Annotated in this window: 24 protein-coding genes and 1 pseudogene; 21 read left to right on the top strand and 4 right to left on the bottom strand. The window is 63.1% G+C overall.

The window, feature by feature from the left end:
* Position 1 precedes the first annotated feature (1 nt).
* From L63ED372_RS14865 to iaaH, 4 genes are all read left to right on the top strand, one after another.
* Entirely contained in the window at positions 2 to 1,750 is a 1,749-nt protein-coding gene (locus L63ED372_RS14865) for an ATP-binding protein (protein ID WP_062407056.1), read from the top strand.
* On the top strand, positions 1,747 to 2,910 hold the full coding sequence (locus L63ED372_RS14860; protein ID WP_062407054.1) for a benzoate/H(+) symporter BenE family transporter: 1,164 nt from the start codon (positions 1,747 to 1,749) through the stop codon (positions 2,908 to 2,910). The genes L63ED372_RS14865 and L63ED372_RS14860 overlap by 4 nt, the downstream gene beginning before the upstream one ends.
* A 195-nt stretch (positions 2,911 to 3,105) precedes the next feature.
* Positions 3,106 to 3,840 (top strand): helix-turn-helix transcriptional regulator, encoded by a 735-nt coding sequence (locus L63ED372_RS14855; protein WP_062407052.1) that lies wholly within the window; start codon positions 3,106 to 3,108, stop codon positions 3,838 to 3,840.
* A 165-nt stretch (positions 3,841 to 4,005) separates the two neighbouring features.
* Positions 4,006 to 5,568, top strand: coding sequence for an indoleacetamide hydrolase (iaaH, locus tag L63ED372_RS14850; RefSeq protein ID WP_231624623.1), 1,563 nt, complete (start codon positions 4,006 to 4,008; stop codon positions 5,566 to 5,568).
* A gap of 43 nt (positions 5,569 to 5,611) precedes the next feature.
* Here iaaH and L63ED372_RS14845 read toward each other — a convergent pair whose 3' ends face one another.
* Positions 5,612 to 7,039: an FAD-binding oxidoreductase gene (locus L63ED372_RS14845; RefSeq protein WP_062408206.1), complete on the bottom strand. Its 1,428-nt coding sequence runs from the start codon at positions 7,037 to 7,039 to the stop codon at positions 5,612 to 5,614.
* A gap of 195 nt (positions 7,040 to 7,234) precedes the next feature.
* On the opposite strand from L63ED372_RS14845, the gene L63ED372_RS14840 reads away from it, so the two are divergent.
* From L63ED372_RS14840 to L63ED372_RS14830, 3 genes are all read left to right on the top strand, one after another.
* A complete protein-coding gene (locus L63ED372_RS14840; protein WP_062407051.1) occupies positions 7,235 to 7,798 on the top strand; it encodes a cob(I)yrinic acid a,c-diamide adenosyltransferase in 564 nt (187 codons plus the stop codon).
* A 4-nt stretch (positions 7,799 to 7,802) separates the two neighbouring features.
* Positions 7,803 to 8,144: a hypothetical protein gene (locus L63ED372_RS14835; RefSeq protein ID WP_062407047.1), complete on the top strand. Its 342-nt coding sequence runs from the start codon at positions 7,803 to 7,805 to the stop codon at positions 8,142 to 8,144.
* An 84-nt stretch (positions 8,145 to 8,228) separates the two neighbouring features.
* Positions 8,229 to 10,340, top strand: coding sequence for an acetoacetate--CoA ligase (locus L63ED372_RS14830; protein ID WP_062408204.1), 2,112 nt, complete (start codon positions 8,229 to 8,231; stop codon positions 10,338 to 10,340).
* Between the two features lie 34 nt (positions 10,341 to 10,374).
* On the opposite strand, the gene L63ED372_RS14825 is transcribed toward L63ED372_RS14830, so the two are convergent.
* The 3 genes from L63ED372_RS14825 to dapD are packed head-to-tail and all read right to left on the bottom strand — an operon-like array spanning position 10,375 to position 11,985.
* Positions 10,375 to 10,665 (bottom strand): hypothetical protein, encoded by a 291-nt coding sequence (locus L63ED372_RS14825; RefSeq protein ID WP_062407045.1) that lies wholly within the window; start codon positions 10,663 to 10,665, stop codon positions 10,375 to 10,377.
* Complete coding sequence (locus tag L63ED372_RS14820; protein ID WP_062407043.1) at positions 10,662 to 11,003, bottom strand: hypothetical protein; 342 nt, start codon at positions 11,001 to 11,003, stop codon at positions 10,662 to 10,664. Before L63ED372_RS14820 ends, L63ED372_RS14825 begins: the two co-directional genes overlap by 4 nt.
* A gap of 4 nt (positions 11,004 to 11,007) precedes the next feature.
* Positions 11,008 to 11,985 carry a 2,3,4,5-tetrahydropyridine-2,6-dicarboxylate N-succinyltransferase gene (dapD, locus tag L63ED372_RS14815; protein ID WP_062407040.1) on the bottom strand — a complete coding sequence of 326 codons (978 nt, stop codon included), beginning with the start codon at positions 11,983 to 11,985 and terminating at the stop codon, positions 11,008 to 11,010.
* A gap of 259 nt (positions 11,986 to 12,244) precedes the next feature.
* Here dapD and L63ED372_RS14810 point away from each other — a divergent pair, with 259 nt between their 5' ends.
* From L63ED372_RS14810 to L63ED372_RS14745, 14 genes and pseudogenes are all read left to right on the top strand, one after another.
* Positions 12,245 to 13,789 (top strand): class I adenylate-forming enzyme family protein, encoded by a 1,545-nt coding sequence (locus L63ED372_RS14810; protein ID WP_062407038.1) that lies wholly within the window; start codon positions 12,245 to 12,247, stop codon positions 13,787 to 13,789.
* On the top strand, positions 13,786 to 14,973 hold the full coding sequence (locus L63ED372_RS14805) for a CaiB/BaiF CoA transferase family protein (RefSeq protein ID WP_062407035.1): 1,188 nt from the start codon (positions 13,786 to 13,788) through the stop codon (positions 14,971 to 14,973). Before L63ED372_RS14810 ends, L63ED372_RS14805 begins: the two co-directional genes overlap by 4 nt.
* 25 nt (positions 14,974 to 14,998) lie before the next feature.
* Positions 14,999 to 16,066 carry an AraC family transcriptional regulator gene (locus L63ED372_RS14800; protein WP_062407033.1) on the top strand — a complete coding sequence of 356 codons (1,068 nt, stop codon included), beginning with the start codon at positions 14,999 to 15,001 and terminating at the stop codon, positions 16,064 to 16,066.
* Between the two features lie 107 nt (positions 16,067 to 16,173).
* Positions 16,174 to 17,367 carry a lipid-transfer protein gene (locus L63ED372_RS14795; protein ID WP_062407031.1) on the top strand — a complete coding sequence of 398 codons (1,194 nt, stop codon included), beginning with the start codon at positions 16,174 to 16,176 and terminating at the stop codon, positions 17,365 to 17,367.
* 13 nt (positions 17,368 to 17,380) lie between these two features.
* Positions 17,381 to 17,833 (top strand): MaoC family dehydratase N-terminal domain-containing protein, encoded by a 453-nt coding sequence (locus L63ED372_RS14790; RefSeq protein ID WP_062407029.1) that lies wholly within the window; start codon positions 17,381 to 17,383, stop codon positions 17,831 to 17,833.
* Positions 17,834 to 17,843: 10 nt separating this feature from the next.
* The gene (locus L63ED372_RS14785) at positions 17,844 to 18,263 is read left to right on the top strand and encodes a MaoC family dehydratase (RefSeq protein ID WP_062407027.1); all 420 of its coding nucleotides are present in this window, start codon (positions 17,844 to 17,846) and stop codon (positions 18,261 to 18,263) included.
* Between the two features lie 36 nt (positions 18,264 to 18,299).
* A complete protein-coding gene (locus L63ED372_RS14780) occupies positions 18,300 to 19,127 on the top strand; it encodes an SDR family NAD(P)-dependent oxidoreductase (RefSeq protein ID WP_062407025.1) in 828 nt (275 codons plus the stop codon).
* 7 nt (positions 19,128 to 19,134) lie between these two features.
* Positions 19,135 to 20,286 carry an acyl-CoA dehydrogenase family protein gene (locus L63ED372_RS14775; protein WP_062407022.1) on the top strand — a complete coding sequence of 384 codons (1,152 nt, stop codon included), beginning with the start codon at positions 19,135 to 19,137 and terminating at the stop codon, positions 20,284 to 20,286.
* Positions 20,286 to 21,989, top strand: coding sequence for a long-chain-fatty-acid--CoA ligase (locus tag L63ED372_RS14770; protein WP_062407019.1), 1,704 nt, complete (start codon positions 20,286 to 20,288; stop codon positions 21,987 to 21,989). Before L63ED372_RS14775 ends, L63ED372_RS14770 begins: the two co-directional genes overlap by 1 nt.
* Positions 21,986 to 22,777, top strand: coding sequence for an SDR family oxidoreductase (locus tag L63ED372_RS14765; protein WP_062407017.1), 792 nt, complete (start codon positions 21,986 to 21,988; stop codon positions 22,775 to 22,777). Before L63ED372_RS14770 ends, L63ED372_RS14765 begins: the two co-directional genes overlap by 4 nt.
* Positions 22,774 to 23,592, top strand: coding sequence for an enoyl-CoA hydratase/isomerase family protein (locus tag L63ED372_RS14760; protein WP_062407015.1), 819 nt, complete (start codon positions 22,774 to 22,776; stop codon positions 23,590 to 23,592). Before L63ED372_RS14765 ends, L63ED372_RS14760 begins: the two co-directional genes overlap by 4 nt.
* 406 nt (positions 23,593 to 23,998) lie before the next feature.
* Positions 23,999 to 24,919 (top strand): SDR family NAD(P)-dependent oxidoreductase, encoded by a 921-nt coding sequence (locus tag L63ED372_RS14750; RefSeq protein WP_062407011.1) that lies wholly within the window; start codon positions 23,999 to 24,001, stop codon positions 24,917 to 24,919.
* Positions 24,920 to 24,923: 4 nt separating this feature from the next.
* Positions 24,924 to 25,205, top strand: a pseudogene (locus L63ED372_RS16630) (Zn-ribbon domain-containing OB-fold protein); the annotation flags it as partial.
* Between the two features lie 156 nt (positions 25,206 to 25,361).
* Positions 25,362 to 26,546 carry a thiolase gene (locus L63ED372_RS14745; protein ID WP_442915166.1) on the top strand — a complete coding sequence of 395 codons (1,185 nt, stop codon included), beginning with the start codon at positions 25,362 to 25,364 and terminating at the stop codon, positions 26,544 to 26,546.
* Positions 26,547 to 26,548: the final 2 nt, after the last annotated feature.

Raw genomic sequence — 26,548 nt, 5'->3', positions numbered from 1 at the left:
CATGGCCTTGATCGGTGCGGCGTTGGCCCGCATGGTGACCCATCTGCCCAAGCGCTATCAGCAGGGCAAGATGCCCTATGTGTTTTTCTTTGTGGTGGTGGTGATCGCGGTTTTGTTGACGTATGCCGTGTTCAGTCCCTACTCCTACGCGAACGTGATCTTCACCAGTTTTGCGGCCTGTCTGTTTGCGTTGCTGGTGATGGTCAATCGGGGCTTTTCATTGGACTGGGCCACCCATCTGGCCACTGGGCTGGGGGCGTTGGTTTTGTTTTATGCGGCATGGTCTGCCGGGGGCGTCTACTCGCCTCGGTTGGCCTGGATGCTGATTTTGCCCTTGACCCCGTTTTATGTGATCAGCCGCAGAGCGGGCATTTTTTGGCTGTTGGCGGTGCTGCTGCTGCAATTTTTGATGGTCGTGTCGAACCATCAGGGCTGGATCCAATCCTTTGAGACCGGCATGGCGCATGTGCCATCGTCCTTGTTGACCTACACACTGGTGACCTGCGTGCTGATTGTGGTGCCCTTGATGTACGACCACATGTACCGTCAGGCCCTGGAAGAAAGCCGCAAGCACCAGCGTGAATTGGAAGCCCGGCGTGAAGAGCTTGAACACACCTCGGCCATGCGCGAGCATTTCATTGCCACGGTGAGCCACGAACTGCGCACCCCCATGAACGCCATTTTGGGCTTCAACGCCTTGTTGTTGGCCCGCGTGCAAGGCAAACCCGAAGCCCTCAAGGTGCTCAACCACACGCGCCAATCCGCCGACCACCTGATGACGGTGATCAACGACATCCTGGACTATTCGCAACTGCAGTCGGGGCAATTGGTCATCCAGCCCGAGACCTTTGAATTGCGCCACATCGCCCAGCACGCTTTTGAACTGTTCAAGCCGCGTGTGGAAAGCATGAATCTGGATTACCGCCTGGTGCTGGACCCCGCTTTGCCCGTTTGGGTGCACACCGACCGCCACCGCCTGATGCAGGTGCTGGTCAATTTGCTGGGCAATGCACTCAAATTCACGCACCAAGGTTCGGTGGTTTTGCAGGTGCGCTGGACCGATCCCGGGGTGGAGTTTTCCGTGCAGGACACCGGGATTGGCATTGCCAAGGAGCGGCAAGAACAGATCTTCAAACGCTTTGCTCAGGCTGAAAACGACACCCAAACTTTGTACGGGGGCAATGGTCTGGGGCTGGCCATTTCTCAGAAGCTGGCCCAATTGCTCGGGGGTGCCATTGGTTTTGAAAGCGAGCCCGGTCAGGGTTCTCGCTTTTGGCTGCAACTGCCCTTGACCGCGGCCAGCGCCCCCCTTAAGTCGGCCGAGCAGCTCCTGCAGCCGCTGCAAAGTGCCGACCGGGCCTGGACTTTCTTGGTGGCCGATGACCACCCGGTGAACCGCTTGCTGCTCAAGCAGGTGTTGCAAAACGCCTGGCCCCACAGCGTGGTTTTGGAAGCTGTCGACGGGCAAAAGGCTTTGGACGTGTTGCGAGAGCAGCCGGTGGACCTGGTCTTCATGGACATGGTCATGCCGATCATGGACGGCATCGACGCCACCCGACTCATTCGCCAAGATGCGTTGGACCGCATCCACCAAGTGCCGGTGTTGGGCCTGACCGCCAACGTCAACCCGCTGGACTTGGAGTGCTTCAAATCGGCAGGCCTGAACGGCGTGATGCTCAAGCCATTTGAGCCCGCCACTTTGTGCCACCGGGCAGAAACCTTGTTGCTGCCCACAGGCGACGCCGCATGACGCCGATTTGGCGTGATGTCTCGGCATCATCACTGGTGGCCGGGTTCGTGGCGGTACTGGTGGGGTTCACGAGTTCGGCCGCTATTGTTTTTTCGGCTGCACAGGCTTTGGGCGCCAACCCGGCACAAACGGTGTCCTGGATGTGGGCCTTGGGTTTGGGCATGGGCCTGAGCAGCTTGGGACTGAGCCTGTGGTATCGGCAGCCGGTGCTGACGGCTTGGTCAACACCGGGGGCAGCTGTTTTGGCGGTGAGTCAGGGCGTGACCTTGCCGGAGGCCACGGGCGCGTTCATGGTGTGTGCCTTGTTGATCATGCTGGCGGGCTACAGCGGATGGTTTGAACGCCTCATGTCCAAAATTCCCATGGCCCTGGCCAGCGCCTTGTTGGCGGGGGTCTTGGCACGCTTTGCCTTGGACGCGGTGGGGGCGGTGGCCCATGCGCCCGTGTTGGTGATCGCCATGACGATGGCTTATTTGCTGGGCCGCCGTTGGTGGCCACGTTGGTCGGTGCCTGTGGTGTTGATGGTGGGCATGGGGGTGGCCGCTGCACAAGGCCAGCTGCATTTGTCCAGTGTGGACGGGTCTTGGGGTGTGCCCGTGTGGGTGAGTCCCACTTGGAGTTGGGCGGCCATGGTCAGTGTGGCCTTGCCGCTTTTTGTGGTGACCATGGCGTCTCAGAATTTGCCGGGTGTGGCCGCGCAACGCGCATCGGGTTACAACACCCCGGTGTCCCCGGTGGTGGGTGCGACCGGTCTGGCCAGTTTCTTGTTGGCGCCTTTTGGGGGCTATGCCCTGAACTTGGCGGCGATCACCGCGGCCATTTGTATGGGCAAAGAGGCCCACCCCGATCCGGCCCGCCGTTACACCGCATCGGTTTTTGCGGGGTTGCTGTACATGGCCCTGGGCCTGGCCGCAGGCACCATTGTCAGCCTGATGGCGGCGTTTCCCCGGGCCTTGGTCTTGGCGGTGGCTGGTTTGGCCCTGTTGGGCACGATGACGGCTGGGCTGACAGCCGCGGTCAAGGACGAGCAGCACCGCGAGGCCGCAGTGCTGACCTTTTTGGTGACCCTGTCGGGCGTGACACTGGCCGGGGTGGGCTCGGCTTTTTGGGGTGTGGTGGTGGGTGGTCTGGCCCAGTGGCTGTGGACACGGCGCCATTGAGCTTCCCACCACTGCATGCATGTTTACGCACGATCTGTGACGACAGCAGTCAGGGCTTTTTGGTCATATGAAGGCCCACGACCTTCTTCGCTTGACCAGCATCCTTGTTTTGAAGGATGGGATAAACCCGATTGGGATTTTTCCTTGGCTGAAATTTAATCAACGCTCCAACGTGAAGACATTCAAGGACCCTGCATGTACCTCAGCGCAAAACAAACCGTGTTGTTGGGCCAGATCATGCAGACCTTGGCCGAGCCGCACGAAGAGCAAGAAATCCGAGAACTGGTCGGTGACCTCGTCATGCAGTTGCTTGGCGCTCAGTTTTACGCCAGCTTTGTCTGGCAGCCGGAACAACTGCGCTTTGGCAAGGCCCTTCAGATCAACATGGACTCGGAAAACCTGCGGTCTTATGAGCGCTATTACCAGTTCAACGACCCGATCACCCCACACATGCAGCGCTTCCAGGTGGCCGTGCGCGCCACCGATGTGTTGGCTCATGAGGAATTGGTCAAGACCGAGTTCTTCAACGATTTCCTTCAGAAGGACGGGCTCTACTGGGGTGTGAACCTGTACGCTTGGCACCAGGGCAGAAACTTGGGGGACATGCGCATCTGGCGTGACCGGCGGCGCGACAACTTTTCAGACGATGAGTTGCGCTTGCTGGACATGCTGCAGCCGGCCTTTGTGACGGCGCTGGCCCGGGCACAAAGTGGCCATGACGTGCAAGCTCTGAAGCTCAACACGCTGGCCGAGCGACTGACGCCGCGCGAGCAGGACATTGCGCGACTCGTCATGCTGGGTCGCTCGGACAAAGAAATCTCGCGTGAACTGCAAATCGCCAGCACCACCGTGCGAACCCATTTGGAAAACACCTTCCGCAAGGTGGGTGTGGGCAATCGGTCCACACTGATCCATAAATTGCGCACATGAGCATTGGCGCTTCCTGCATTTGCAGGATGGTTGGCTGCTGCAGGTCTTCTTAGCATGGCATGAACGCCCATTGAGGCGTTTCAACCACACAAGGAGACCCCCATGACCCCGAACACATCCCGTCGGAATTTCTTCAAAAACACCACCGCTGTGTCAGCAGCTGCCATGTTGAGCGGCGCAGGCCTCACGGCATGTGGTGGCAGCAACAGCGCCTCGCCCTTGTCTGAAAGTGCGCAGCTGGAACTCACCGCCACGCAAGTGCTGGCCGCCTACAAGGCCGGTACCCTCACGGCCACGGCCTACGTCACCCACCTGATCAACCGGGCCAAGTCCTTGTCGGAGCTGAACGCGATGATTAGCATCGACGAAGCTGGCGCTTTGGCTGCGGCCAAACAAGTCGATGCCGACCGCGCTGCAGGCAAAACCATGGGCGCCTTGGCAGGCTTGCCGATTGTGGTCAAAGACAACATCAACACCCAAGGCATGAAGACCACGGGCGGGACTTCATCGCTGCGCAACTTCACACCCAAAACCAACGCGCCCAGCGTACAAAAGCTGGTCGATGCGGGCGCCATTATTTTGGGCAAGTCCAATTTGCACGAGTGGGCTTTCGGCATCACCACCACCAACTTCACGCTGGGCATTGACCCCATCACCAAAGAAGCCAACCGGCCTTGCAAAAATCCCTACGACACCACACGCATCCCCGGCGGTTCTTCGGGCGGTACGGCGGTGGCCATTGCCGCGCGGTTTGCGCCAGCGGGCCTGGGCACGGACACTGGCGGCTCGACCCGCGTGCCCGCATCGTTTTGCGGCATTGCAGGCTTTCGCCCCTCGGTGGGTGAAGGCGCGGGGAATGGCCGCCGTTATCCTGACACCGCCAACGATGCGCTGCCGATCAGCACGACGCGCGACACCGTGGGTCCCATGGGCCGCACTGTGGCCGATTTGGCTTTGCTCGATGCCGTCATCACGGGCGGATCAATGCCCACAGCCAAAGCGCTCAAAGGCTTGAAAGTGGGTATCCCAGCCGCCTTTTGGTCGGACTTGGACGACAGCGTTAAGACGGTGGCCGATGCTGCCAAGAAAAAACTGGCGGATGCTGGCGTGGTGTTTGTGGATGCCGACCTGACCGGCATCATGGCGCTCAACGACGCGATCTCTTTCCCGATTGCTTTGCACGAACCCGTTGCCGCGATTCCTGCTTATTTGACTGCCAACAGTGCCCCTGTCACCACCGTGGCCCAAGTGCAGACCGGATTGGCCAGCCCTGACGTGGTGGGTGCTTTTGGTGCGATTGCGGGCGATGTCTTTGCTGCCGCCTATGCCGCCGCCATGGTGCCCGCCACCGGGGGCCGCGCACAACTGCAAAAACTCTACAAAGACTATTTCGCTGCGCAAGGCGTGGAGTGCGTGTTGTTCCCAACCACCCTCCTGGCTGCGCCCAAGATCGATGCGGCAACGGGCTCCAGTTCAGGAAAACTTCCCTACACGGTGGGCGGTGTGGCGAAACAAACCGCACGCGACACCTTTGGTACCTGCATCTTCCATACCGACCCGTGCACCAATGCCGGCATTCCCAGTCTGTCGATCCCCGCGGGTCTAACCGCTGGCGGCTTGCCCGTGGGCATGGAGATCGACGGCCCTTTGGGCTCGGACACCAACTTGCTGGCCATCGGCATGGCCATGGAATCGGTGTGGGGCTCGGTCAAGGCACCAGCGATCTGATGCCCTGACGTGCTCAAGGCCTGTGACCGGGCCTTGCGCAGGTTCACATCGAGAAAATCTTGCCTGGGTTCATGATGTTGTGCGGGTCCAGCGCCCGCTTGATGGTGCGCATCATGTCCACCGCGCCTTCGCCGGTTTCTGTGCGCAAGAAGTCCATCTTGTGCAGGCCAATGCCGTGCTCGCCCGTGCAGGTGCCGCCCAGGCGCAGGGCGCGGCTGACCAGTTGCTGATTTAAAGCCTCTGCGGTTTCGCACTCTTGCGGGTTGTTCGGATCGATCAAATAGCCGAAGTGGAAGTTGCCGTCGCCCACATGGCCGACCAGAAAGTAAGGCAGGCCGCTGGCATCGGTTTCGGTGATCGAGTCGAGCAGGCAATCGGCCAGGCGACTGATCGGCACGCAGGTGTCGGTGCTGATGGCGCGGCAGCCGGGTTTGCTCTGGATGGCCGCAAAGTAAGCGTTGTGCCGTGCGGTCCACAGGCGCGTGCGCTCCTCGGGGGTGGTGGCCCATTCAAAGGCATTACCACCAAATTCGCTGGCGATTTCTTGCACGGTCTCGGCTTGTTCTTTCACGCCCGCAGGCGAGCCGTGGAATTCCATCAGCAGCATGGGCTCTTCACGCAGGCCCAGCTTGGCATAGGCATTGACCATGCGCACGGTGTTGTGGTCGATCAGCTCTACGCGGGCAATCGGCACGCCCAGTTGGATGGTCTGGATCACGGTGTGTACCGCCGCCTCGATGCTGGGGAAGGAGCAAATCGCGGCCGAGATGGCTTCGGGCAAAGGGTACAGGCGCACGGTGACTTCGGTGATCACGCCCAGCGTGCCTTCGCTGCCCACCATCAGGCGCGTCAGGTCGTAACCGGCGCTCGACTTTTTGGCGCGGGTGCCTGTGCGGATGACTTCACCCGAAGAGGTGACCACTTCCATGGCCAGCACGTTCTCGCGCATGGTGCCGTAGCGCACCGCGTTGGTGCCGCTGGCGCGTGTGGCGCTCATGCCCCCAATCGTGGCGTCCGCGCCGGGGTCGATGGGGAAGAACAAGCCGGTGGATTTGATCTCTTCGTTGAGTTGCTTGCGCGTCACACCCGGCTGGACCGTGACCGTCAGGTCTTCGGCGTTGATGGCCAAGATTTTGTTCATGCGCGTCAGGTCGATGCTGATGCCGCCCTGCACCGCCAGCAAATGGCCTTCGAGTGAGGAGCCCACACCAAATGGGATCACCGGCACCTTGTGCTCGGCGCACAGCTTCACCGCATCGGCCACATCCTGGGTGTTTTCTGCAAACACCACGGCAGCTGGGGGCGGCACATGGGTGAAGGCCGACTCGTCGCGCCCGTGCTGCTCGCGCACGATCATGGCCGTGGAGCAGTTGTTGCCAAAGCGGGCTTTCAGCGCCGTCAAAAAGGCTTCGGGCACGGCGCGTTGCGCAACTTCAGGGGCCAGGTGGGCGGCAGCGGTGGGGGCGTTCATGGGTGTCTCCAGGGGTGGCGGGCCAGGTCCGCCAGTCATGTGAGGCTGCAGTTTACGCCGCAAACAATGGCTTTGCTGTCTTTTGTCAGACAAGCCAAGGGGACTTGGCCGACAATCAAGCCTCTTTGCGGCGGCCCACTTCTTGGGCCATTTCTGCAAACCTGCACCTTTGAGCGAAAAAAAGAGATCAATACCATGGGCAACCGACTCACACAAATCGCTACCCGCACCGGCGACAACGGCACCACCGGCCTGGGCAACAACCAGCGCGTGTCTAAAAACAGCCTGCGCGTGCACGCCATGGGCGAGGTGGACGAGCTCAACTCCAACATCGGCGTGTTGCTCTGCGAAGACATGGCCGCTGACGTGCGCGAGGTGCTGGTTGAGGTGCAGCACCAGCTTTTCAACCTGGGTGGCGAGCTGTCGATTCCTGGCTTTGAGTTGCTCAAAGAAGAGGCCGTGGCAGCCTTGGATGAGGCGCTCGAAAAATACAACGCCCAGCTGCCCAAGCTCGAAGAGTTCATCTTGCCCGCGGGCACGCGTGGCGCCTCGCAAGCGCATGTGTGCCGCACCGTGGCCCGCCGCGCCGAACGCGCTTGTGTGGCCTTGGGCAATGAAGAGGCCATCAACGAAACCCCGCGTCAATACCTCAACCGCCTGTCTGACCTGATGTTTGTGCTGGCCCGTGTGCTCAACCGCATGAACGGCGGGGACGATGTGTACTGGAAAAGCCAACGCATGAACAAAGACAAGGCCTGAAGCCGTGAACCGTCTGACACACATTGTGGGCTTTGCGGCGCTGAGCTTGGCCGCCATCGGCCCCGCTGCGGCCGCGCCGTCTCAGGTGGTGCTCAGCTGTGCGGTGGCCTACTTGCCACAGCGCAGCACCTGGGTGCGCGAGGTGCGCATCGATTGGGACAAAAAAGCCATTCGCAGTTTGCACATCGATGGCTTGCAGCCCCATGGGTTTTCACTCATTCCCCAAGGCGTGATGACGGCGGTCGACAACGAGCGCATTCAGATTGACCTGGTGACCCGCCAGTGGCAAAGCGATTTTCGGGGCCATGCCACAGGCCAGGGCCGCTGCGAAACGGTGCCCGGCTGAAAGCAGCCCGGCCTGTCACCTAGGCGCATGTTTCAGGGTTGATGCGCGTGACAGCGGGGTATGGCCGCTGATACGCTGCAACGCATGAACACCGCGACAAAATCCTCCGATTCGGCCCCCTACCTGCCTCAAATTCGGCTCTACCAAAACTGGCTGCGTGACGAACGCGGCCTGAGCTTTGCCACCTACAACGACCTGTGGCGTTGGTCGGTGACCGAGCTCGATGCGTTTTGGCAAAGCATCTGGGATTACTTCGACTTCCAGTCGCCCACGCCGCATACGGCCGTCTTGGCGAACAACGTCATGCCGGGTGCCAAGTGGTTCCCCGGGGCCCAGACCAATTACGCCCACCAAGTGCTGCGTCATGTGCAGCCCGCGCATGACGCAGGGTTTTTGGCCGTTATCAGCCACAACGAAAAAGGCCTGCGCCGCGAGATGACTTGGCCCGAACTGCGCCGCCAGGTCGCGGCCATGGCGCTGCACCTGCAGGCCCAAGGTGTGCAGCCGGGTGACCGCGTGGCGGCGTATCTGCCCAACATCCCCGAGGCCATGGTGGCATTTTTGGCCACCGCCAGCGTGGGTGGTGTGTGGAGCATTTGCGCGCCTGACATGGGCACCAACGCGGTGCTTGACCGATTCAAACAGATCGAACCCAAGGTGCTGATCGCGGTGGATGGCGTGAGCTATGGCGGCCGCGACTTTGACCGCATGGGTGTGGTGCAGGAGCTGCGCGATGCTTTGCCCAGCGTGCAGCACGTCATCATTCACGACAACCTGGGCACCTTGGACCTGACCAACTGCGATGTGGGGGGCAGCGTGCAACTGTCGGCCATCACCGCGCGGGATGACGCCGAAGTGCAGGCTTTTGAGCCGATGTGGCTGCCCTTTGACCACCCCTTGTGGATTGTGTATTCGAGCGGCACCACCGGCTTGCCCAAGCCCATCGTGCACGGCCATGGCGGCACGGTGATCGTGGCTTTGGCCAACAAGATTTTGCACAACGACATCGGTTGCAGCTACCACCCCAACAGCTGGGGCGAGCGCTTCCACTGGTACAGCTCCACGGGCTGGGTGATGTGGAACGCGCAGGTCGCGGGCCTGCTCAATGGCGTGACCTGCGTGATCTATGACGGCAACCCTGGCGGCAGCAAAGACAACCCCGACTGGGGCATTTTGTGGCGCATGGCGGCGCAGGAAAAAGTCACGTTTTTTGGGGCAGGTGCGGCCTACTTTGCCAATTGCCACAAAGCGGGCTTGGACATTTCGCGTTGCGGTGATTTGTCCCTGATCCGTGCCCTGGGCACCACGGGTTCGCCCCTGTCGGCTGACACGCAGACCTGGGGCGTGGAGCAATTCAAGGCCATCGGCACCGACATCTGGTGGTGCAACATCTCGGGCGGCACCGACTTTGCGGGCGCCTTTGTGGGCGGCCATCGCGAGTTGCCGCAAGAGCCCGGCGTCATGCAATGCCGCGAACTTGGCTGCGCGGTCGAGGCCTGGAACGAAGCGGGCGAGCCTGTGTTGGGCGAAGTGGGTGAACTGGTCTGCACGCAACCCATCCCATCCATGCCGCTGTTCTTTTGGGGCGACAAGGACAACGCCCGCTACCTGGCCAGCTACTTCGAGATGTACCCCGCAGGCCACGGCCGAAAGCCCGGTGGCGGCGACGGCCCGGCCAGCATGGGCGGTGTTTGGCGGCATGGCGACTGGTTGCGCATTGGCAATGCACAAGGCGAGGGTGAAGGCTGCGTGATCTTTGGCCGCAGCGACGCGACCATTAACCGCCACGGCTTGCGCATGGGCACCAGCGAGCTGTACAGCGCCGTTGAAGCCCTGCCCGAAGTCATGGACTCGATGGTGGTGGACCTGGAGTATTTGGGCAAAGAAAGCTACATGCCGCTGTTTGTGGTGCTGCGCCCGGGCACGGCGCTGGACGATGTGCTCAAGGCCAAGCTGAACAACGCCATCAAGGTGGCGCTCAGCCCGCGCTTCATCCCCAACGAGATTTTCCAGGTCGCCGAGATCCCGCGCACCCTGTCCGGCAAAAAGCAGGAACTGCCGATCAAGAAACTCATGCTGGGCCAGCCGCTGGAAAAGGTGGTCAACAAAGACGCCATGGCCAATCCGGGGTGTCTGGATTGGTATGTGGCACTGGCCAAGCAGCACCTGGCCAGGGTCGCAAAACCCGGTGTTTGATGGGACGGCGCCCGTCCCAGGCTGGACGCGGCGCTCAGTGGGTCGGTGATTTTTTGGGTCGTTTCAGGCCCGGCGGGTCAGAGGCAAACCACAACCACTGCGTGTCGGTACCACCCTTGCGCAAGACCCATTGGTTGAATGTCAAGGTCAGCCAGGCGCCCGCCAGAAAAACAAGGCCCAGCGACACCAAGCCCCCTAAGGCCCAGAGCCAGAGGGTCAGCAAGGGCACGTTGGGCGCCAGGCTTTGGCCACCCAACAGGGCCAGCAGCGAGAGCATGACCGCTGCACAGCCGGATTTCAGCACCAGAAGCCGTCGTGAATTCATGCCGCTTTGCGCTTGAACAAGCGTCCTAAAAGCATGGCCACCGCACCTCGAGCGCGTTGCACCATGCCGCGTAAAAAAGCCATGACCGAAGTCTTTTTCGCAAAGATGCGCCGGGGCAGCGCCGCGTTTTTGCCGGGCAACTCCAAACGGCGTGTCGGCGTCCAGACGCTGCTCACCACCAACTGCAGCGTGGCCAGCATCAACATCACTTGTAGGCCAAACAACAGCAAAAAGCCCCAGGAAATGTCGGGCCACAGCATGCGCAACAGCCACATCACCAATGGCAATGTCAGGCTGGCGATGGCCACCGATTTCAAGTTGACGGGCAATTTGGACATGGCATCAGTTCTTGTGCAACTCAGCGTTCAACTCGCCCCAGCTCTTGTTGCGCGGAATGGCGTGCAAGGCGCCCGACTGTGAGTCGCGGCGGAACAAGATGCCGTTTTTGCCGGACAGCTCTTTGGCTTTCATGACCGAGCCATCGGGCATTTGAACGCGGCTGCCGCCGGTGATGTAGCAACCCGCTTCCACAATGCAGTCGTCGCCCAGCGAAATGCCGATGCCGGCGTTGGCGCCCAGCAAGCAGCGCTTGCCGACCTTGATGACTTCTTTGCCGCCACCCGACAGCGTGCCCATGATGGACGCGCCGCCGCCGATGTCGCTGGCGTCATCGACCACCACACCTGCGCTGATGCGGCCTTCGACCATGCTGGCGCCCAGTGTGCCCGCATTGAAGTTGCAAAAGCCTTCGTGCATGACGGTGGTGCCGCTGGCCAGGTGTGCGCCCAGGCGCACGCGGTCGGCGTTGGCAATGCGCACGCCTGATGGGATCACGTAGTCGGTCATTTGGGGGAATTTGTCCAGGCCCTTGATCTCGAGTACACGGCCAGTGCCACGGGCTTTGAGGCGGGCGGCAGGTACATCGGCCAGTGCGCAGGGGCCAAAGTTGGTCCAGGCCACGTTGGGCAGCAGGCCAAAGATGCCGGTCACGTTGGCGCCGTGCGGCAACACCAAGCGGTGGCTCAGCAGGTGAAGGCGCAGGTAGGCGTCGTGGGTGTCGGCGGGCGCGTCGGCCAGACTTTTGATCTCGGTGCGCACGGCGACCACGGTGGCGTTGCGCACGCTGCAGGCGACCAGGGCCTGGGCCACGTCAGCGCCCAAGGCGGCCACGGCTTCGGCCTGGGTCAGGCGGGTGCTGCCGCTTGCGGCCACATCGGCAGCCAGTTCGGGGGCGGGGAACCAGGTGTCCAGCACGGTGCCGTCAGCGGCGATGGTGGCCAGGCCCGTGGCGCGTGCGCCGGTGGTTTGGAAGGTGCTCATGTTCTGCTCCGAAGAAAGCCTGGGCGCAGACACGGCCCGGGCTGAAAATTCAAAACGCCGATTATCGGCGAGATGCTGCGGCCGTCCTGGGTCCGGGGTCATCGCCCTGACAGTTGCTGGTCGGGTTCAGGCGATGGGCAGCTTGTCACTTTCTGCCAATGCCTTTGAGTCTTGCAGCGATTGCGGCCGGCCCGCCTGCGCGGTGCAATCTCCCCATAAGGACGGCCTGCGACCAAGCCGTGCCCATGGAGACACAAGCATGTACCTCACCGCTGGTTTGCACCGCTCGATGCAAAGGCACCCCGACAAGATCGCCACCGTCACAGGCACGCGCCGCCAGACCTACCGGCAACTGGTGGACCGGGTGGCCCGCACCGCGTCCGCGCTCCGTTCGCTGGGCTTGCAACCCGGCGAGCGCTTGTCCGTGCTGGCGCTGAACAGCGACCGCATGATCGAGTTGCTGCTGGCCGGGGCCTGGGCGGGGCTGGTGATCAACCCCATCAACACCCGTTGGACTGCCGCTGAAGTAGCCTACGCCTTGGGCGACTGCGGTGCTAGCGCGCTGGCGGTGGACGACAGCCTGATGGCCACCGCGCAAGCCATCACACAGACCCTGTCTGCCCTGCGCCAGCGCCTGTATATCGGTGAAACCCAGGCCCCGGCGGGCTATCTGCCGCTGGAGGCGCAACTGGCCGCAGCCCTGCCCATGGAAGACGTGCGCAGCGCGCCCGACACCCTGGCCGCCATCGTTTACACCGGGGGCACCACCGGCTTCCCCAAAGGCGTGATGCTCTCGCACGGCAACCTCTGGGCCTCGCTGGTGGGGCGCATGGCCGAGGTGCCCAACCCGCCGCATTACGTCACCTTGCTCACCTCGCCCATGTTCCATGTGGCGGGGCTGGGCCGCATGCTGGGCCAGACGGTGGTGGGCGGCACCTGCGTGACGGTGCCTGCATTTCAGCCCCAGCCCGTGGTCGAGATCATGGCCCGAGAAGGCGTGAACGACCTGGTCATTGTGCCCAGCATGCTGCAAATGCTGCTCGACACCCCCGGCTTTGACCCGCACGGCCTGCCCAAGTTGGAGCGTATTTTGTGGGGCGCGGCGCCCATCACGCTGCCGCTGCTCAGGCGTGCGCTGCAGGCTTTCCCCGATGTGAACTTCATCCATGTCTATGGCATGACCGAAACTTCGGCCGCCGTCTCGGCGCTGCCGATCTTGCGCGACGCGGCTTTCTTGGACAGCGAGCGCATCCGCTCGGCCGGGCAGGCTGGGGTGTCGGCCGAGATCCGCATCGCCGACGAGCAAGGGCGCGAATTGCCGCCCGGCACACCCGGCGAGATCCTGGTGCGCGGCCCGGCGGTGATGCAAGGCTATTGGGGCCGCGAAGAAGACACCCGCAAAGCTTTGGCAGGCGGCTGGCTGCACACCGGGGACGGCGGCGTGATGGACGCGCACGGCTACCTGTATGTGATCGACCGCATCAAAGACATGGTCATCACCGGCGGCGAGAACGTCTACCCCGCCGAAGTGGAAAGCACCCTCACCAGCCACCCGGCGGTGTCGATGTGCGCCGTCATTGGTGTGCCCCACGAAAAATGGGGCGAGGCCGTGCACGCCGTCATCGTGCTCAAGCCCGGTGCGCAGGCCAACGCTGAAGAACTCTCGGCGCACTGCCACGCGCTGATCAGCGGCTACAAATGCCCCAAGAGCTACGAGTTCCGCGACAAACTGCCGCTCACGGCCGCAGGCAAAGTCCAAAAAACCGAGTTGCGCAAATCGGTGGCGCAAGGCAGCGCCGCATGAACAGCCCAGCCCTCAATTCGCAGCCCAACCGCCCACCGCTGCAAGGCGTGCGCGTGCTCGACCTCACCCGCCTGCTGCCCGGCCCCATGTGCACCCTGCACCTGGCCGACCTGGGTGCCGACGTCATCAAGATCGAAGACTTGGGCGCGGGCGACTACGCCTCGCCTGCGGTGCGCGAAATGCTCAACCGCAACAAACGCGGCATGCGCCTGGACCTCAAGCAGCCCGAAGGCGTGCAGCTATTGCTCAAGCTGTGCGAGACCGCCGACGTGCTGGTCGAAGGCTTTCGCCCCGGCGTGATGGCCCGGCTGGGTTTGGGTTATGACGTGGTGCGTGCACGCAACCCGCGCCTGGTGTACTGCAGCATCAGCGGCTACGGCCAGACCGGGCCGCTCAGCCAAAAGGCCGGGCATGACCTCAACTACTGCGGCTATGCCGGTGTGGCCGACCAAGTGGGCACGCCCGCTGGCGAGCTGGCCCTGTCCAACCTGCCCATGGGCGACTTGCTGGGCGGCACCATGCCCGCCGTCATGGGCATCCTCGCGGCGCTGTTCGACGCGCAGTGCACCGGCCGAGGCCGCCATGTGGATGTGGCGATTGCCGACGGCGTGTTGGCCCATGCGGTCATCCCGCTCGCTGGCCTGCACAGCCGGGGCCGCGTGCCCGCGCCCGGTGGCGACAAGTTGACCGGGGCGCTGCCCTGTTACGGCCTGTACCCCACGCAAGACGGCCGCTATTTGGCCGTGGGCGCTTTCGAGCACAAGTTCTGGGACACCTTTTGTGCCCTGCTGGGCCGCCCCGATCTGGCCGAGCACCACATCCCCAAAACGCAGGCCTTGAACGACTGGGTGCGGCGCGAAGTGGCCCAGGCCGTGCAAGCCCACCCGCTGGCCCACTGGGCGCAGGTGCTGGCAGGCGCCGACTGCTGCGTGACCCCCGTGCTCAAACTCGACGAGGCGCAACAGCTGCCCCACTTTCAGGATCGGGGCATGTGGGTGCAGGTGCAAACCGCGCAGGGCGAGACCATGACACAAATGGCCATGCCGGTGCAGATGAGCGGCTACCGCTTTGAAGTGCAGCGCCCCGCGCCCCTGCAGGGCCAGCACACCCGCGAGCTGCTGACCGCTGCGGGACTCGACGACGCCGAAATTGATGTTTTGTGCCAACGCAAAGTCGTAGGATAGGGGCTCTGTCCTTCACGACCGAGCCATGAAACGCACGCCAAGCGCATCCTCCACTCAGCACAGCATCCAACACACCATCGCGGTTTACCAGGTGGTGCAGATGCTCATGGCCATCGAGGACGAAGACCAGCGTGCCGCCGTGTTGCGCCGGGCGGGCATCTTGCCTGCGTTGCTCGAATCCAAGCTGGCGCGGGTCACCCAAACCCAGTTTGCCCGCCTGATGACGGCGCTGGTGCGCCACCACCGCGACGAGTTTTGGGGCCTGAGCACCACCGCGCTGCCTTTGGGCTCGTTTGCCATGGGCTGCCGCATGCTGGTGGGCCACCGCAAACTGGGCGACGCACTGCGCGCCGGGCTGCGTTACTACCACGCGCTGCTGCCCGACTTTGTGCCGCGCCTGGTGGTCAGCGGCGGTGTGGCTTATTTGCGCATGAGTCCGCGCCACACCCTGAATGACCGCCAGGCCTACGCCGTGCGGGTCTTCATGTTCCTCAGTTATGGCGTCATGTGCTGGCTGGCGGCGCGGCGCATCCCGGTGGATGAAGTCGTCTACCAAGACCGTGACGTGGCCCGTCGCAGCGATGCGTCCAAACTGTTCCAGGCCCCCATTCATCTGATGGCGGGCGAATGGGGCTACCGCTTTGACGCCAAATGGCTCGACCTGCCCGTGGTGCAAAACACCGAAAGCGTGGAAGCGTTTTTGCACCAGGCCCCGGCCTGTCTGCTGGTCAAGTACCGCGACCAAGCCAGCCTGACCGAGCGCATCCGCCGCATGCTGCGCCGCTACCTGGCCGAAGAAATGCCCTCGCTCGAAGAAGTCAGCGACATGCTGGCCACCACGCCCCAAACCCTGCGCCGCCGCCTGCAGCGCGAAGGCCAGGGTTACCAAATGATCAAAGACGCTCTGCGCCGCGACGTGGCCGTCGAGTACCTCACCCAGTCTGATCTGCCCCTGAACGAAGTGGCGGCCAAGGTCGGGTTTTCAGAAGCCAGCACCTTCCACCGTGCTTTCAAAGGCTGGACGGGTTTGACGCCGGGCGCTTACCGTCAGGCGCACAACGAACCTGCTGAGGACGAAGCGTTGGCAGGTTGATGGCCTGCAAATGTCATTTCCTGCCAATCATCTTGACCTGATTGGCGATTGGTGAAGCCTTGCTCCCGTTCGATACTTTGTCCGTATCGAACCCTCAAGGAGCAGGCATGGCCGTTAGCAAGCGCGCTGTTCACGTCGTTGGCGTGGGCATGATCCCCTTCACCAAACCCGGGGCCAGCGAGTCCTACAACCTCATGGGTGCGCGGGCGGCCAAGCTCGCGCTTGACGATGCGGGCGTGCCCTACGACGCCGTGCAGCAAGCCTATGTGGGCTACGTTTACGGCGACTCCACCGCCGGACAAGCGGCCATTTACGGCGTGGGCCTGACCGGCATCCCGGTCTTCAACCTCAACAACAACTGCTCCACCGGGTCGAGTGCCCTGTACTTGGCGCGTCAGGCGGTCGAGAGCGGCATGGTCGAATGTGCCATTGCCCTGGGCTTTGAGCAGATGGTGCCCGGCGCCCTCAAAGGCGCATACGACGACCGCCCATCGCCCATGACCCGCTTTGCCGAGGCCATGACCGCGCACCAAGGCTTTGATGCAGCGGCGCCCCGTGCCGCGCAGTTCTTTGGCGGCGCGGGCCTGGACTACATGAAGGAATACGGCATCCGCGCCGACACCTTTGGCCGCATTTCGGTCAAGGCGCGACAGCACGCCGCCCGCAACCCGCTGGCCGTGTTTCGCCAGACGCTCACGCTCGAAGAGGTGATGGCTTCACCCACCGTGTTTGGCCCGCTCACGCGCTACCAGTGCTGCCCGCCCACCTGCGGCGCGGCCGCTGCCATCGTCTGCTCGGCCGACTTTGCCAAAAAGCACAAGCTCGACGCCAGCGTGGTCATTGCCGCGCAGGCCATGACCACCGACACCCCCAGCACATTTGAGAGCGACGACATGCGCCGCGTGGTGGGCTACGACATGACGGCCAACGCGGCCAAACAGGTGTACGAAGCCGCAGGCATTGGCCCCGAAGACCTCGATGTGGTGGAGCTGCACGACTGCTTCACGGCCAACGAACTCATCACTTACGAAGGCCTGGGCCTCACGCCTGAAGGCACCGCCGAAAAGTTCATCGTGGACGGCGACAACACCTACGGCGGGCGCATCGTCACCAACCCCTCGGGCGGTCTGCTGTCCAAGGGCCACCCGCTGGGGGCCACCGGGCTGGCGCAGTGCTATGAGCTGGTCTCGCAGTTGCGCGGCCAGGCCGATCAGCGCCAGGTCGAAGGCGCACGGTTGGCGCTGCAGCACAACCTGGGCTTGGGCGGTGCTTGCGTGGTGACGCTGTACCAAAAAGTCTGAAGGGGGCCTGACCATGATCGACCGCCAATTCATCGGCCACACCATGCCCGCCTTCGAGGTCTTGGTGGAAAAGGGCCGTCTGAAATTTTTTGCCAAGGCCACGGGCCAGACCGACCCGGTCTACACCGACGAAGCCGCCGCCCGCGCCGCCGGGCACCCGGCTTTGCCTGTGCCGCCTACGTTTTTGTTTTGTCTTGAAATGGAGTCGCCCGACCCGGCCGCGATCCGCAACCTGCTGGGCATGGACTACCGCAAGCTGCTGCATGGCGAGCAGGGCTTCACGTTTCACCGCATGGCCTATGCGGGCGATGTGCTGCGTTTTGAGCAGCGCATCGAAGACATCTATGACAAAAAAGGCGGCGCACTCGAATTCGTGCTGCGCAAAACCCGCGTGAGCAACCAACGTGGCGAGCATGTGGCCGACCTGCGTGCGGTGACGGTTTTGCGCCACGGCCCCAGCGCATAAGGAAACCCCCATGACACTCCCCTCTTTTGATGCCCTGCAAGTGGGCGACGCCATTCCCGCGCTGGAGCTGCCACCCGTCTCGCGCCTCACGCTGGCGCTGTACTGCGGCGCTTCGGGCGACCACAACCCGATCCACGTCGACACCGACTTCGCGCACATCGCGGGCCTGCCCGACGTGATTGCGCACGGCATGTTGTCCATGGGCTGGCTGGCGCGCCTGCTCACCAACTGGGTGCCGCAAACGGCGATTCGTGACTACAGCGTGCGCTTTGCCGCCATGACCCGGGTGCACGAGAAGATCACCTGCACCGGCCAAGTGATCGACAAGTTTGAAGTCGATGGCGAGCGCCGCGTGCGCTTGTCGCTGACCACCACCAACGCCGAAGGCCAGGTCAAGCTGACGGGCGACGCCGTGGTGGCCCTGGCCTGAACCCACTTTTAAAAACCAAATTCCAAAGGATTCCCCATGACCCGCAAACTCGAAGGCCAGGTGGCCTTGGTGTCTGGCTCCGGCCGCGGCATCGGCCGTGAAATCGCGATCAAGCTCGCCAGCGAGGGCGCACGCCTCGTCATCAACGACCTGGACAGCGTGCCCGCGCAAAGCACGGTGGACGACATCATCGCCAGCGGCGGCCATGCCGTGGCCTGCATTGGCAGCGTGACCGACACCGACTTTGGTGACCGCTTTGTCAAGACTGCGCTCGACGCATTCGGCGGCATCGACATCATTGTCAACAACGCCGGTTACACCTGGGACAACGTGCTGCAAAAGATGAGCGACGAGCAGTGGGAAGCCATGTTGGCCGTGCACATGACCGCGCCCTTTCGCATCCTGCGTGCGGCCTCGGGCTTCATTCGCGACGCGGCCAAAAAAGAGGCCGAAGCGGGCCTGTCCAAGCACCGCAAGGTGGTCAACATCTCGTCCACCTCGGGCGTGTACGGCAACGCAGGGCAAGCCAACTACGCGGCGGCCAAGGCGGGCATCAACGGGTTGACCAAAGCCATGGCCAAAGAGTGGGGCCGCTACAAGGTCAACGTCAACAGCGTGGCCTTTGGCCTGATCATGACGCGCCTGACGCAACCCCTGACGGCGGGTGACGCCAGCGTGGAGATTCAGGGCCGCACCATCGCAGTGGGCGTGCAGCCCGACCGCCTCAAGGCCGCCGAATCCACCATCCCGCTCGGCCGGGGCGGCACACCCGAAGAGGCCGCGGGCGCGGTCTACATGTTCTGCATCCCCGAGTCCAACTACGTCAGCGGCCAGGTGTTGGTTTGCGGCGGCGGCCGTCCTTGAGGCGCGTATGGACAGCATCCTCACTTTCCCCCGCAGCGTCTTCCGTGAAGACCACGAAATGCTGCGCACCACCGTGCGCCGCTTTCTGGAGCGCGAATGCAAACCCCGCCAAGCCCAGTGGGACAAAGACGGCAAGGTCGACCGCGAAACCTGGCTCAAGGCCGGGCGCGAAGGCTTGCTCTGCGCCACCATGGACCCTCAATGGGGCGGTGGCGGCGGCGACTTCGGCCACGCGGCCGTGATCGTTGAAGAGATCGGCCGCTCGGGCGTGAGCGGCTTGGGCTTTGGCCTGCATTCCGACGTGGTGGCGCCTTACATCGAGCGCCTGGGCACGCCTGCACAAAAAGCCCAGTGGCTGCCCCGATGCGCCACGGGCGAAGTCATTCTGGCCATTGCCATGAGCGAGCCGGGCGCGGGCAGCGACCTCAAAGCCATCCGCACCACGGCGCGCCGCGAGGGTGATGAGTACGTCATCAACGGTGCCAAGACCTTCATCTCGAATGGCCTGAACTGCGACCTGGTCGTGGTGGTGGCCAAGACCGAGCCCGAGCTGGGTGCCAAAGGCGTCTCGCTGATCCTGGTCGAGGCCGACCGCGCCGGTTTTCGCAAAGGCCGCAAGCTCGACAAAATGGGCCAGGAAGCGGCCGACACCGCCGAGCTGTTTTTTGAAGACGTGCGCGTGCCCGTGAGCAACATCCTGGGCGAAGAGAACAAGGGCTTTGCCTACCTCATGCAGGAACTCGCACAAGAGCGTTTTGTGATCGCGCTGGGTGCCGCTGCCAAGATGGAGGCGATGTTTGACGAGACGGTGCGCTACACCAAGGAGCGCGTGGTCTTTGGCAAGCCGCTGTTAGATTTTCAGAACACCCGCTTCAAGCTGGCCGAAATCAAGGTGCGGACCACGGCTGTGCGCATGATGGTGGACCAGTACCTGGGTGAACACCTGCGCCGCAAGCTCACCGTGCAAGAAGGCGCGATGGCCAAGCTGTTTGCGACTGAAGAACTGGGCAAGGCGCTTGACGAATTGCTGCAGCTGTACGGCGGCTACGGCTACATGATGGAGTACCCCATCACCCGCGCCTTTGTCGACTCGCGTGTGACCCGCATCTATGGCGGCACCAGCGAGGTCATGAAAGAGCTGATCTCCAGAAGCCTGTGATGAGCCCATCGTCCACACCCTTTTGGCCCAAAGGCGTTCCGCGCACGCTGAGCCTGCCGCAGGTGCCGCTCACGCATTACGTGCAGGTCGCGGCCGAGCGCTACCCCAACAAGCCCGCCGTGATCTTTTGCGGCAGCACGTTGACCTACGCGGCGCTGCTCACACGCGTCGAAGCGCTGGCCGGATATCTGACCCAACGGCTGGGTGTGCAACGCGGCGACCGGGTTTTGCTGATGAGCCAGAACTGCCCGCAATATGTGGCGGCCTATTACGGCATCATGCGCGCCGGGGCGGTGGTGGTGCCGGTCAACGCCATGTGCACCCAGAGCGAAATCCGCTACTACCTGCAAGACAGCGGCGCACGCGTGGCTGTGGTGGCGCAAGAGTTGTTGCCCCAAGTCATGCCGCTGCTGCAGCCGGGCGAGGGTGATGCTTTGCAAGCCGTGCTGGTGCATGCGTATTCAGAAGGTTTGCCCGCGCAACCCGCCAGCAACGAAGTTCCTGAAGTTGTGCTCGCCCCGCGCCAGTGGACTGAGGCCCCGGGCCTGCACGGGCTCGAAGACGCCATTGCACAGGCCTTGCCCGCGCCCGCGCAGCACCCGGGCAGCCACGACCTGTGTGTGCTGCCCTACACCTCGGGCACCACCGGCCACCCCAAGGGCTGCATGCACACCCACGCCACGGTGCTGGCGTCCAACATGGCTGCGCAGGTTTGGCGCAGCATGCACATGGACTCGGTGTTTTTGGCTGTCGCGCCTTTGTTCCACATGCTGGGTATGCAGGGCGGCCTGAACGTGCCGATCACGCTGGGCGCCACCGTGGTCATGCTGCCGCGCTGGCATGCGGCGTCAGCGGCGCGCTTGATCGAGCAGCACCGCGTCACGACTTGGTCTGCACCCCCCGCCATGCTGATCGACTTCTTTGCCAACCCGGCTGCCGCGCAGCGCGACCTGAGCAGCTTGTCGGCTTTGGCGGGTGGCGGCGCGGCCATGCCGGAGACGGTGGCGAACTTGCTGCAAACGCGTTTTGGCATCGCCTACAACGAAGCCTATGGCATGACCGAGACCGCCTCCTTTTTGCTGGGCAACCCCCCTGCACGCGGCAAGCGCCAGTGCTTGGGCGTCATCACACCCGGGGTGGACGCCCGCATCGTGGACCCGGAAACCCTGCGCGAGTTGCCTGTGGGCGAGGTGGGTGAGCTGGTCACGCGCGGCCCGCAACTCATGCGCGGCTATTGGCAAAACGAGCAGGCCAACCAGAGCTCATTTTTTGAGCTCGATGGCCAAACCTTTTTCCGCACGGGTGACCTGGCCAGCGTGGACGAAGAGGGGTACTTCTTCATGCGCGACCGCCTCAAGCGCATGGTCAACGTCTCGGGCTTCAAGGTCTGGCCTGCCGAGGTGGAAAACACCCTGTACGAACACCCTGCGGTGCACGAGGCCTGCGTCATCTCTGTGCCCGACACCCAGCGCGGCGAAAACGTGATGGCGCTGTTGGTGCTCAAGCCCGACGCCAAAGGCCAAGTCACGGAGCAAGACATCATCGACTGGAGCCGCGAGCACATGGCCGTCTACAAAGCACCCCGCATCGTCCGCTTCATGGACGTGCTGCCCAAGTCCGGCACGGGCAAGATCTTGTGGCGGCAGCTGCAAGAACAAGAACATGCGCGCTTGAACACCACATCAGTGAAGGAGACCCCATGAGAATTCCTCTGAGTTTCAAAGGCCAGTCGGTGTTTGTGGCAGGTGGCAGCAGCGGCATCAATTTGGGCATCGCCACCGCGTTTGCGCAGGCCGGGGCCAAGGTGGCGATTGCCAGCCGCAACGCCGAGCGCGTGGCCCAAGCGGTGGACCAGTTGCGCCAACACGGCACACAGATTGAAGGCTACAGCGCCGATGTGCGCGACGCCGTTGGCATTGCCGCTGCGCTGCAGCAAGCGCGTGACGCGATTGGCCCGTTTGACGTGTTGGTGTCGGGTGCGGCGGGCAACTTTTTGGCACCCGCTTTGGGCATGTCGGCCAACGGCTTCAAGACGGTGGTGGACATTGACCTGAACGGCACCTTCCATGTGCTGCGAGCGGGCTATGAGCACCTGCGCCGCCCGGGTGCCAGCGTGATCAACATCTCGGCGCCACAGGCTTTCAACCCCACCAAGCTGCAAGCCCATGTGTGCGCGGCCAAGGCGGGCGTGGATATGCTCACGCGGGTGCTGGCCATGGAATGGGGACCTGAAGGCGTGCGGGTGAACTCCATCGTGCCGGGGCCGATTGGCGACACCGAAGGCATCCGCCGCCTGGCACCCACGCCCGAAGCGCTGCAGCGCATGACACAGTCCGTGCCCCTGCAGCGCATGGGGCGTGTGGAAGAGATCGCCGACATGGCGCTGTTTTTGGCGTCGCCGCACGCCGCATTCGTCACCGGCGCCATCATGGCGGTGGACGGTGGCAGTTCCCTGGCCGGTGGCCGAGACTATTCAGGAAGCCTTTCATGATCATCCCCTCCAAAAGCTCTCCCTCTTTGCTGCAATTCGATGTGACCGACCAGGTCGCCACCATCACCTTTGACAGCCCCAGCAAACGCAACGCGCTCGAACCCGCCATGCGCGACGAGCTGGCGGTGGCTTTGCAACACATCCAGCACGACAAGTCCATCCGCGCCGTGGTCCTGACGGGCGCAGCCGGGCATTTCTGCTCGGGTGGTGACCTGAAAAACATTGCCACCGCCAACCTCGACAACGGCGGCTGGCTCGGCCGCATGCAGACCTTGCACGATTGGGTGCAGCTGCTGCTGACCCTCGACCGTCCGGTGATCGCTGCGGTCGACGGTGCGGCCGCAGGTGCGGGTTTCAGCCTTGCCTTGTCGGCCGATTTCGTGCTGGCGACCCCACGCGCCTGGTTCAACATGTCCTTCCTCAAGGTCGGCCTGGTGCCCGATGTGGGTGCGCTCTACACCCTGCCCCGCGTGGTGGGCGTGCAGCGTGCCAAAGAAATCATGCTGTCTGCCCGCGACATCGACGCCCAAGAGGCCTTGCGGCTGGGGATCGTGATGGAGCTGCACGAGCCCGACCAGCTGCTGCCCCGTGCGCAGGCCATGGCCCGCAGCTTTGTGGGCGCGTCACCTGCTGCCGTGGCTTTGATCAAGCGCAGCCTGAACAACGCCTTGGGTGGTGGCCTGCCAGACATGCTGAGCTCAGAAGCACAAGCCCAGTCTTTGGCCGCAGGCACCGCCGAGCACCGCGAAGCCGTCAACCGCTTTCTGACCAAGCAGCCGCCCTTGTTTGCCTGGCCAGCTCAAAACAAAAGTTGACGGGCCGTGTGTGCTTTCATTTGTCATTTCGGACTCGCTTCTAGATGGTCACGCCGGACTTGCTCTCAGGCCGTCATTCCGGAATCGATCTCTAACTGTCATCCCGGACTTGATCCGGGATCCATGGATTGCAAGGACCCTGGACCCCGGGTCTTCGCCCGGGGTGACAGGGTCAATGTTTGCGTCCGGGGTGACGAAGCCATGGTCTTCCCCCGGGGAGGCAAAGTTCAAGAGTCTGGGTTTCGTGATCCAAAACCAAGGGCAATCCCTGAGTTCGGGAATCCCAAACCCCCGCTTCAGCATTTCAAGATTGTCCAGAATCACTGGACGCCGCAAGATACATCAACCCCCCGTGGGGTGACGCTGGCACCCCAGCGCTTCATCCCATGATTTTCAGGAGAACAACATGAGCAAAGCTCGATTGGTAGAAGACAAAGTCGTGGTCGTCACTGGCGCTGGTGGCGGCATTGGCCGCGACATCGCGCTGGCCATGGCGCGTGAAGGTGCCAAGGTGGTGGTCAACGACATTGGCGCGTCCGTCTCGGGCGAAGGCCATGACGCAGGCCCCGCACAAAAAGTGGTGGACGAAATCCAAGCCATGGGCGGTCAGGCCGCCGCCAACACCGACAGCGTGTCTGACGCCGCAGGCGCAGCCCGCATCATCCAGACGGCCATCGACAGCTTTGGCCGCATCGACGTGGTGGTCAACAACGCAGGCATCTTGCGCGACCGCTTCTTCCACAAGATGAGCATGGACGAATGGGACGCGGTGCTCAAGGTGCATTTGTATGGCGCTTTTTACGTCAGCCGCGCCGCCGCTCCGCACTTCAAGGAGCAGGAAAGCGGCAACTACATCCACATGACCTCGACCTCGGGGCTGGTGGGCAACTTTGGCCAAGCCAACTACTCGGCGGCCAAGCTGGGCGTGACCGCGCTGTCCAAGTCGATTGCGCTCGACATGCAAAAGTTCAACGTGCGCTCCAACTGCATCTCGCCCTTTGCCTGGAGCCGCATGATCGGCTCGATCCCGACCGAGACGCCCGAAGAGCAGGCCCGCGTCGAGCGCATCAAGCAGATGACGCCCGCCAAGATCGCGCCCATGGCCGTGGCCCTGGCCAGCGACGACTCGGCCCATGTGAACGGCCAGGTCTTTGCCGTGCGCAACAACGAAATCTTTTTGATGAGCCAGCCGCGCCCCATCCGCTCGGTGCACCGCAGCGAGGGCTGGACACCGCAGTCGGTGCTCGACCAGGCCATGCCCGCGCTCAAGTCCAGCTTCTTCGATTTGGACCGATCGGGTGACGTGTTCAGCTGGGACCCGATCTGAGGCGATGACCATGGCTTCAGAAAACAAAAATTCCGGCGTGTTCGCGCAGCACCAAGCCGCCTTGGCCGAAGGCCGCTTCCTGATTCAGCTATGCGGTGATTGCGGGCAGCACATTTACTTTCCGCGTGAGGTCTGCCCGCACTGCGGCAGCAACGCACTCGCGCTGGTGGCCCCCACGGGCCTGGGCACGGTGTATTCGGTCACAACGGTGCGCCGCAAGCCCGACGCGGGTGGCGACTACAACGTCTGCCTGATCGATCTGGATGAAGGTGTTCGCCTGATGAGCCGGGTTGAAATGGCCCCTGTCGACGCAGTGCAGGTGGGCCAGCGGGTGCAAGCCCGTGTGGTGGTCGACAAGGGCCAAGGCGTGGTGGTGTTTGACCCGGTCGATGCCGTTGCTACGGCAAAGCCCGTGCCCCGTGGCCCGGCCGCGTCGGCTGCGGTGCATTCGTCCTCAGCGCTCAAAGCTTTGCGCGGCAGCGCCGCCATCGCGGGCGTGGCCACTTTCGGTTGCGGCGAAGCCACGGGTTTCACCGAGATGGAAGTGCTGGCCCGCGCCGCGCACGCCGCCGTGGCCGATGCAGGACTCAAGATGAGCGACATCGATGGCCTGTGCACGGCCAGTGTGCTGTCCACCATGTGGCCGATGCCGGTGACCGAGTATTTGGGCATCAACCCGCGCTACATCAACGGCACCATGCTCGGCGGCTCCAGTTTTGTGGCGCACCTCTTGCCTGCCATGATGGCTTTGCAGTCGGGCCAGTGCAACGCGGTGCTGGTGTGTTACGGCAGCACGCAGCGCACGTCCACCTTTGGCCGCGCTGAGATCGCGCAGGCCCGCCGCGTGATGGACCCGCAGCCCTACGAAACCCCCTACGCCCCGATGCAGCCGCTGAGCGCCTACGCGCTGGCCACGCGCCGGCACATGCACGAGTACGGCACCACCCGACGCCAGTTGGCCGAAGTGGCGGTGGCCGCACGCGCCTGGGCGCAGCGCAACCCCGAAGCCTTCATGCGCGATCCGCTGTCGATTGACGAGGTGCTCAAGGCCCGCATGGTGTCCGACCCCTTGTCGGTGCGCGACTGCTGCCTGGTCACCGACGGCGGCGGCGCCTTTGTGCTGGTGCGTGCCGACCGTGCGCGCGATTTGCCGAAGAAACCTGTGTACGTGTTGGGCAACGCCACCGCCAACTGGAACCGCCAGGTCTCGTCCATGCACGACCTCACCGTCACATCGGCCAGCCAGTCCGGGCGCGTAGCTTTTGCCATGGCAGGCCTCACGCCCGCCGACATGAACGTGGTGCAGCTGTACGACGCCTTCACCATCAACACCTTGCTCTTTCTGGAAGACCTGGGCTTTTGCAAAAAAGGCGAAGGCGGCGCATTTGTTGAAGGCGGCGCGATCGCACCCGGTGGCCGCCTGGCGGTCAACACCAACGGCGGCGGCTTGTCGTGCACGCACCCGGGCATGTACGGCATCTTTACTGTCATCGAAGCCGTGCGCCAGTTGCGCGGCGAAGGCGGCGAGCGCCAGGTGCAGGGCGCCCAGACCGCACTTGCCCACGGCAACGGCGGCACGCTGTCGAGCCAGTCCACAGCCATCCTCGGCACCTTTGAAACCTTGTGAGC

Origin of the sequence: Limnohabitans sp. 63ED37-2 (assembly GCF_001412535.1) — a bacterium.
In the GTDB taxonomy this organism is placed as follows: domain Bacteria; phylum Pseudomonadota; class Gammaproteobacteria; order Burkholderiales; family Burkholderiaceae_C; genus Limnohabitans_A.
The sequence above is the reverse complement of the archived record's forward strand: the minus strand, read 5'-3'. Positions and strand labels throughout refer to the sequence as shown.